Here is a 7473-nt window from a genome sequence, read left to right on the forward strand (position 1 = left end):
TTGACGATCTTCATACTTATCCTTTCACGATTTTTTCTAAACTCAAGCCGCCGTCCAGCACCGTTTGTTCGTCGTAAGCGCGCCCGATGAGCTGCGCGCTGATATTAAGAGCCTCTTTGTTTTTCGCTACCGGCACGGAGATCGCGGGAAGCCCCGCTAAATTTACGCCGATCGTGTAGATGTCGCTAAGATATGCACGAAGCGGATCGCTAAGCTCGCCGAATTTATATGCCACGCCCGGCGCGATCGGCATAAAGATCAGATCGGCGTCTTTTAAAATTTCCTCATATTCGCTTTTGATGAAGGCTCTTGCCTTCTGTGCCTTGATGTAATATGCGTCGTAGTAGCCGCTGCTTAGCACGAAGGTGCCTAGAAGCATTCTTCTTTTGACCTCGTCGCCGAAACCCTCGCCGCGGGTGTTGGCGTAGAGCTCTTTTAAATTTAGAGCCTTCGCGCGGTTTCCGTAGCGCACGCCGTCGTAGCGGCTTAAATTTGCGCTAGCCTCGGCGGTTGCGATGATGTAGTAGGTCGCGATGTCGTATTTGGAGCTGCAAAGATCGCGGTAAACGATCTCGTGTCCGAAGGATTTTAGCTTTTCTATGGTTAAATTCAGAGCCTCTTTGACCTGCTGCGAGGCCTCGTCGATATAATTTTTTATAACGGCGATCTTAAGCTTGCGATCTGCGTTTAGCTTATCTGCGGTGCTTTCGTAAGCGCCTGCGTAGCTCGTGCTGTCCATCTCATCGCGGCCTGCTATGATGTCGTATAAAATCGCTGCGTCCTCGACGCTGCGCGTGATCGGTCCTATCTGATCGAGGCTGCTCGAATACGCCGCAAGCCCGTAGCGACTGACCCTGCCGTAGCTCGGCTTAAAGCCTACGCAGCCGCAAAATGCCGCCGGCTGGCGGATAGAGCCGCCCGTATCGCTTCCGAGTGCGGCTATGGCGATATTTGCCGCTACGGCAGCCGCGCTTCCGCCGCTACTGCCGCCGGGTACGCGCGAGTGATCGGTCGGATTGAGAGTTTTGCCGTAGAATGAGCTCTCAGTCGTGCTTCCCATCGCAAACTCATCCATATTCGTTCGCCCAAACGGCGCCAAACCGCGCTTCCGTAGCTTTTTGATCACCGTCGCGTCGTATGGCGCAACGTAGCCTTGCAAAATTTTACTCGCCGAGGTGACGCTCCAATCTTTTACCTGAATGTTATCTTTGATCGCGATCGGCACACCCTCGCCGCTGATGTTTAAAGCCTCGCCCGTGAGCTGCTCGACGTAGGCGCCGAGCTCTTTGGTTTTTAAAATTTTATCCTTTAGCTCCGCTCTAAGCGCCGAAATTTCATCCGCGCTCAGCTTTAGAGCCTCTTTCAAACTTATCATCTGCCATCCTTAAATTTATTCACGAAATAGATCCCCACGCCCGTCGCTACGCAGATCAGCGCGATCGTAAAAAATACGAAGCCGAGACTTATGGGGCTAGCGAGCATGCATGACCTTCGCGCAGCGCGGGCAGAGCTCATCAGGCTCTTTTGCGTTAAATTTCCAGCATCTTGGGCATTTGTGTTTAGAGGATTTTACGAGGCGGAAAATTTCGTCGTTTATCTTAAACTCCGCCAGAGCTTCCTCGCTTTGCAGAGTGTCCACATCGCTTACCATGAACCAATCCGCCACGCCTAGGATGTCGTTTGATAAAATTTCGTTCGAGCTCGTTTCTAAAACCAGCTCAAGCGTCGATTTGATGATCTTGTCCTTTTTCAGCGCGTCGATAAGCTCGAAAAATTTCTCCCTCGATTTGATTAAAATTTCGTCGAATTCTAGAAAATCGTCAAATTCTACCTGCTTGTAGATCAGATCAAAGACGTCCTCCTTGCCCTCTTTGATGATACTCGGCGCAAACTGCATCACTTCGTCGATCGTGTAGGTTAGCGTAGGCGCGATCAGAGGCAGCAGCGCTCGCGTAATCAGCGCGATCGCGCTTTGCGCGCTTCTGCGGCGCGGCTCGTCGGGTGCGTCGCAGTAGAGCCTGTCTTTGCAGATATCAAGATAAATTCCGCTCAGATCGGCGCTTAAGAAATTTAGCAAGGCGTTGAAGCCCTTTGAAAAATCGTAGTTTCTAAACGCCGCTTCCGCGCTCGCAAAGGCGTTTGCCGCGCGCGTTAGGATCCAGCGGTCAAGCCGCGTAAAATTACTCGTCTCGATCTCATTTAAATCGCTCGTGCTTGCGAGCAGAAATCTTATAGTATTTCGGATCTTGCGGTACTGCTCGCTTACCTGCTTAAGGATATTGTCGCTGATCTTCAGATCGGTCGAATAATCGCTCATCGCGACCCAAAGGCGTAAAATTTCCACGCCGTGGCTCTTGGCGACCTCTTGCGGATAGACGACGTTTCCGACTGATTTACTCATCTTCTGGCCCTTCTCATCGACGGTAAATCCGTGCGTGAGGATGCTTTTGTACGGCGCGCATTCGTTGATCGCGCAGCTTAGAAGCAGAGAGCTTTGAAACCAGCCGCGGTGTTGGTCGCTGCCCTCAAGATACATATCCGCAGGGAATTTGCCCGCATCGTAAGCGCCGCTTTGCAGCACCGCTTTCCACGTCGAGCCGCTATCGAACCAAACGTCTAAGATATCCATTACCTTTTCTAAATTTTCAGGCTTATAGCCGCTGTTCTGCGGTAAAAGCTCCGAAATTTCCATCTGCCACCAAGCATCCGCGCCCTTAGCCTTAAAAATTTCGTAGATATTATTTAAAATTTTCTCATCAAAAATCGGCTCTTTGGTGTTTTTATCGCGGAAAAACGCTATCGGCACGCCCCAGTCCCTCTGGCGCGAAATACACCAATCGGGGCGGTTTTCTATCATCGAGGTAAGGCGGTTGATGCCGCTTTGCGGATAAAATTTAACCTTGCCGATCTCTTCTAATGCCACTTGGCGCAGCGTCTTGCCGCTAGGCATTGGCTCATCCATCGCGATAAACCACTGCTTCGTCGCGCGGTAGATTACCGGCTTGTGCGTACGCCAGCAGTGTGGATAGGAGTGGACGAATTTGCCGGATTTGATAAGCGCGGGGCCTAGAAGCTCTAAAATTTTCTCGTTTGCTTTGAAAATATGCATCCCTACGAGCTCATCTACGACGTCTGCGCGGAAGAGTTTTTTGGTTTTAAGAGTTTGATCGAAACAGCCGCCCTCATCCACGGGCATAATCACCTCGATACCGTATTTAAGCCCTACGAAATAATCGTCCTCGCCGTGCCCGGGAGCCGTATGCACGAGCCCGGTGCCGCCATCCATTAAAACGTGCTCGCCGAGGATAAATTTTGAATCCCTATCGTTTAGCGGATTGATCGCGTTTAGACCTTCAAGCTCGGTAGCCTTAAATTCTTTTACGATCTTGCCTTCTGTGATGCCCAGGCTTACGAGGCTTTCGACCAAAGGTTTTGCAAGGATTAAATTTTCGCTCGTCAGCGCGTAAATTTCATTCGGGTTCAAAGATATCGCGCCGTTTGCGGGCAGCGTCCAAGGCGTGGTCGTCCAGATGACCGCTTTGGCGCCTTTCGCGCCGATTTTAGCGTTCGCTTCATCGCTTAGATCGAACGCCACGAAGATCGAGTAGTCCTCTTTGTCTTTGTACTCGACCTCGGCTTCTGCGAGCGCGCTTTTTGCTGCCCAGCTCCAAAATACGGGCTTTGAGCGCTCGATCAGAATTCCTTTTTTTGCGATCTGGCAGAGCGCCTTGTAAATTTCAGCTTCAAACTCAAATTTTAGCGTCAGATACGGATCGTCCCAGTCGCCCAAAATCCCCATATCTTTAAATTCATTGCGCTGCACGTCTATGAACTCTTTGGCGTGCTGTCTGCAAAGCTCGCGGATCTGCACTTTTGAAAGCGATTTTTTCTGCTCGCCCAGCTTGATCTCTACTTGCTGCTCGATCGGCAGGCCGTGGCAGTCCCAGCCCGGCACGTAGCGGATATCCTCGCCGAAGAAATAATGGGTTTTGGTGATGATGTCTTTTAAAATTTTATTCAGCGCGTGGCCGATGTGGAGGTGTCCGTTAGCGTACGGCGGGCCGTCGTGGATATTGAAGCTGACGCTTGCGCCCTTGCGCCTAGCTTTCATCTTTTCGTAAATTTTACGCTCGTCGTACCATGCCTTAAACCGCGCAGGTTCGTTTTGCGGCAGCGCGCCTCGCATCGCAAAGTCCGTCGTAGGAAGAAAGAGAGTATCTTTGTAGTCCATATTTGTACCTTTTCGTGTCTTAAAAAATTTGTGAAGTTTATCCAAAACGCCATTAAAAAGCTCTGAAAGAGCAGTCTGCGTTTATGCTATAATGTGCGAAAATTTAATGAGGGTCTTTATGAAAAATATCATCCTTGTAATCGGCGAGGAGATCCGCTACGACGCGGCTTTGATGAGCTATATTTCTCGCAGCTACGAACGAGTTTTTGGGCGGATGGACGATCTGAAATTCTTAAGCGAAAACGATAAGGTTTTGCCCTTCGCGCTTGAAAAGATGATCGATTCGTACGATTTTATCACGATCTTTGCGGCAAACTCCGCCTACGCGGTCGTCGGTAAAATTTTATCGACGCTCTCTTTCGATTCGCTCGAGCTGAAAAACGGAGAAACCCTAGCTCCCTCGATGGCGCGTACGGTGGCGAAAAACAGCTTCCTGCTAAACGTCAGAGGCTGCTCGGTAAACGTTATCAAGGCGCTTTGCTTGCAGAGCTTGCCGCCGATCCTTCAAGACGCGCCGAGCGCGGGCGAGAGCTTTTATCTTTTCGATTGCGAATACGAAAGCGTAAAGCAGCGCCTAGAAAGCCTCGCGATCAGTTATAAAATTTCGCTTACGATCAGTAGGCCCTGCTCCTTTTTGTTGCTCGTGCGCGCCAGTGCGATGAAATTCGGAGCGCTGGACGCGTTTTTACAAAGCGTCGGGAAGTATTATGAGAGCTGCTACATCGAAGGCGGCGATTTTATGGGCTTTGTGGTGGATAGACTGCGCGAAATAGGCGCTAAGATCACCTTTGCCGAAAGCTGCACCGCAGGGCTCATCGCCGCAAAATTCGGCGCGGTTGCGGGCGTGAGCGACGTTTTCGACGGCTCGCTCGTAAGCTACGCCAACGAGATAAAAAATCTCTGGCTCAACGTAGGCGAAGATACGCTCGCGCGCTACGGCGCGGTCAGCGCGCAGACCGTGGGCGAGATGCTGGAGGGCGCGCTACAAAGCAGCGGGGCGAGCTTCGCTCTTGCGGTAAGCGGTATTGCAGGCCCCGGCGGCGGAAGCGCGCAAAAGCCCGTAGGGACGGTCTTTATCGGCGCGAAGGAGCAGGGCGGCAAACAGATCGTCGGGGAATTTCATCTAAAAGGCGATCGAAACTACATCCGCGAACAAAGCGCCGATATCGCTATCTGCTTGCTTTTGAAGCTTAGAAGCGACTTGTTTTTCGGGCGGCTTCCAAGCGCGCCTGCGAGAGATGAAATTTAAAGGAGCGGATTTTGAAAAGACGAATTTTGAAAGGGTGCAGACGTGATTTAGCGCAGAATTTTATCAGAGCGAGCGGTGAGCGGGGCTTTGAACGATGGCAAAATTTCGATTCGGCGGACGGTGCGCGAAATTTTACTTCGACGCAGGGCGGGCAGAATTTTACTCGGGCTAGCGACGGGCGAAATTTTATCTCAGCGGGTCGCGCTAGAAATTTTAATTTTATAAACGATTTTAGCTTTATAAGCGCGGCGCGAAATTTTACTTTGGCGCTAGCTACGGCGTGTATTTTGAGCGGCTGCGACGGCGGATCAGACGCGCAAAATCGCGAGCAAAGCGCGCGTTCGGAGCAGAATTTTAGCGCGGGTAATCAAGGGCAAAATTTTAATAAAAGCACGGATAGCTCGGGTCAGAATTCCGCTCAAAGCTCCACACAAAATTCTACGCAAGGCTCAGTGCGAAATTCCGTGCCGCAGGGCTTTGAAAGCAAGCAAAAATCCGATCTAAACTCCACGATAGACGAGCTTGCAAACGATGCTAAAGTTTTGGGCGAGGCCCTGCAAAATTTGCAGAAAAAGGCGCCCGAAGCGCTGAGCGATTTCGCCGCTCGCAACGCAGATAGGATCGAGGATCTGCTAAAGCAGGGCGAAGCGGCGGCACGCGAGGCGGGCAAAAACCTTGATCAAATGGGCGAAAGCCTGCAAGGAATTATAAAAGATGCGAACGAGAGCTTAGGCAAGGTCTTGGAGGGCTTTGGCGTGCAGCCTAGACAGGGGCCTCGCGGCGGGCGCTCGCAGGAGCGCGATGATAATTCAGATCCTGAAGAGGCGGTCGATAGGCAAAGTTTTAGAATTTAAGCGACGCTAAATTTTACTCAAATTTTTCGTTGCGATCGCCATCCGCGAGGAAGCGGCAAGTCTTCGCAGGAACGTAACGAGCCTGAACGAAAGGGGACGGACACTCATAAGAGCGCGATGAGCACCCGCAACCCGATGACGGAACCGATGGCAAGGTTTTATAGTTTAAAGCACGGCTAGATTTCATCTAAATTTTATTTGTTGTGGCGAATGCTTGCAGAGAAGCGATGCTAAATTTTATTAAAATTTCCCCTGCGCGGCGGCTTCGTTAAAATTTTACTCGCGCGAGCCTCCGCAATGGAATATAAATATTTGCAAAGAAGTAGTAAACCTCTGTAAAACGTGACGAGTGCCTCCAGGGCAAGCATTTCTAAATAAAGCGCGAGTAACGGATGAAGTTTGGAATTCAAAGCTTGCGCTCTTTGAAGTTGCTGTAAAGATAAGCGGGTGGCGGCTGGTAAAGCTTTAGAATTTAAGGCTGCTTGCGATAAAACAAGAAAAATTTTACGAAGTAGGGCTATAATGCGCCCCGCAATTTCAAATTTAAAGGATAGAAATGAAAACTCTCATTATTTTAGCTCATCCAAATATCGCAAACTCGCTCGTAAACCGCCACTGGAGGGATGCCGTGCTAGCCCATCCCGATAAGTTCGAGCTTCACGATCTTTACGCGCTTTATGCGGATTTTAAAATCGATGTGGAAAAGGAGCAAAAACTGCTCGAAAGCCACGATAAAATCGTGCTTCAGTTTCCGTTTCGTTTTTCAAACTGCACGCCGCTTCTTAAGCAGTGGTTTGAGGACGTTTTTACGCGCGGCTGGGCTTATGGCGCAGAGAGCGGCGGCAAGCTTAAAGGCAAAAAATTCGCGCTTGCGATCTCGCTTGGCGCGACCGAGGCAGACTATTCTAAAAACGGCATCGTGGGCTTTAGCGTGGATGAGGTGCTAGCGCCATTTAAGGCTACGTTTAATTTTGTCGGCGCAGTTACGCTACCAAATTTCGTCTCATACGGCTTTACTTACGATAAAAGCGAGCAAGCCGTAGAAAATAGTGCGAAAAATTATATAAAGTATTTAAATATCTATAAGCATTTTTTGTTACCCAAGATTTGCCATCATTATTCATACCACCTATTGATTC

General features: G+C 50.1%; 5 protein-coding genes. 3 read left to right on the forward strand and 2 right to left on the reverse strand.

All coding sequences use genetic code 11. The annotated features are described in order from the left end of the window. Window positions 1–16 precede the first annotated feature (16 nt). Window positions 17–1375 (reverse strand): Asp-tRNA(Asn)/Glu-tRNA(Gln) amidotransferase subunit GatA, encoded by a 1359-nt coding sequence (gene gatA / locus Q0256_RS06935; RefSeq protein ID WP_297961541.1) that lies wholly within the window; start codon window positions 1373–1375, stop codon window positions 17–19. A 96-nt stretch (window positions 1376–1471) separates the two neighbouring features. Next, entirely contained in the window at window positions 1472–4231 is a 2760-nt protein-coding gene (gene ileS, locus Q0256_RS06940; RefSeq protein ID WP_297961544.1) for an isoleucine--tRNA ligase, read from the reverse strand. 118 nt (window positions 4232–4349) lie between these two features. On the opposite strand from ileS, the gene Q0256_RS06945 reads away from it, so the two are divergent. The 3 genes from Q0256_RS06945 to Q0256_RS06955 form a co-directional block, all read left to right on the forward strand. After that, window positions 4350–5480 carry a CinA family protein gene (locus Q0256_RS06945; protein WP_297961547.1) on the forward strand — a complete coding sequence of 377 codons (1131 nt, stop codon included), beginning with the start codon at window positions 4350–4352 and terminating at the stop codon, window positions 5478–5480. 11 nt (window positions 5481–5491) lie between these two features. Next, window positions 5492–6334 (forward strand): hypothetical protein, encoded by an 843-nt coding sequence (locus Q0256_RS06950; RefSeq protein WP_297961550.1) that lies wholly within the window; start codon window positions 5492–5494, stop codon window positions 6332–6334. A 556-nt stretch (window positions 6335–6890) separates the two neighbouring features. Beyond that, on the forward strand, window positions 6891–7473 hold a 583-nt coding region (locus Q0256_RS06955), incomplete at its 3' end, for an NAD(P)H-dependent oxidoreductase (RefSeq protein ID WP_297961553.1).

This window comes from uncultured Campylobacter sp. (assembly GCF_937949835.1).
GTDB lineage: Bacteria > Campylobacterota > Campylobacteria > Campylobacterales > Campylobacteraceae > Campylobacter_B.

Excerpts from the sequence above, each read along its gene's own strand:
- gatA (WP_297961541.1), bottom strand. The coding sequence starts at position 1,375 with ATGATAAGTTTGAAAGAGGCTCTAAAGCTGAGCGCGGATGAAATTTCG.
- Q0256_RS06945 (WP_297961547.1), top strand. The coding sequence starts at position 4,350 with ATGAAAAATATCATCCTTGTAATCGGCGAGGAGATCCGCTACGACGCG.
- ileS (WP_297961544.1), bottom strand. The coding sequence starts at position 4,231 with ATGGACTACAAAGATACTCTCTTTCTTCCTACGACGGACTTTGCGATG.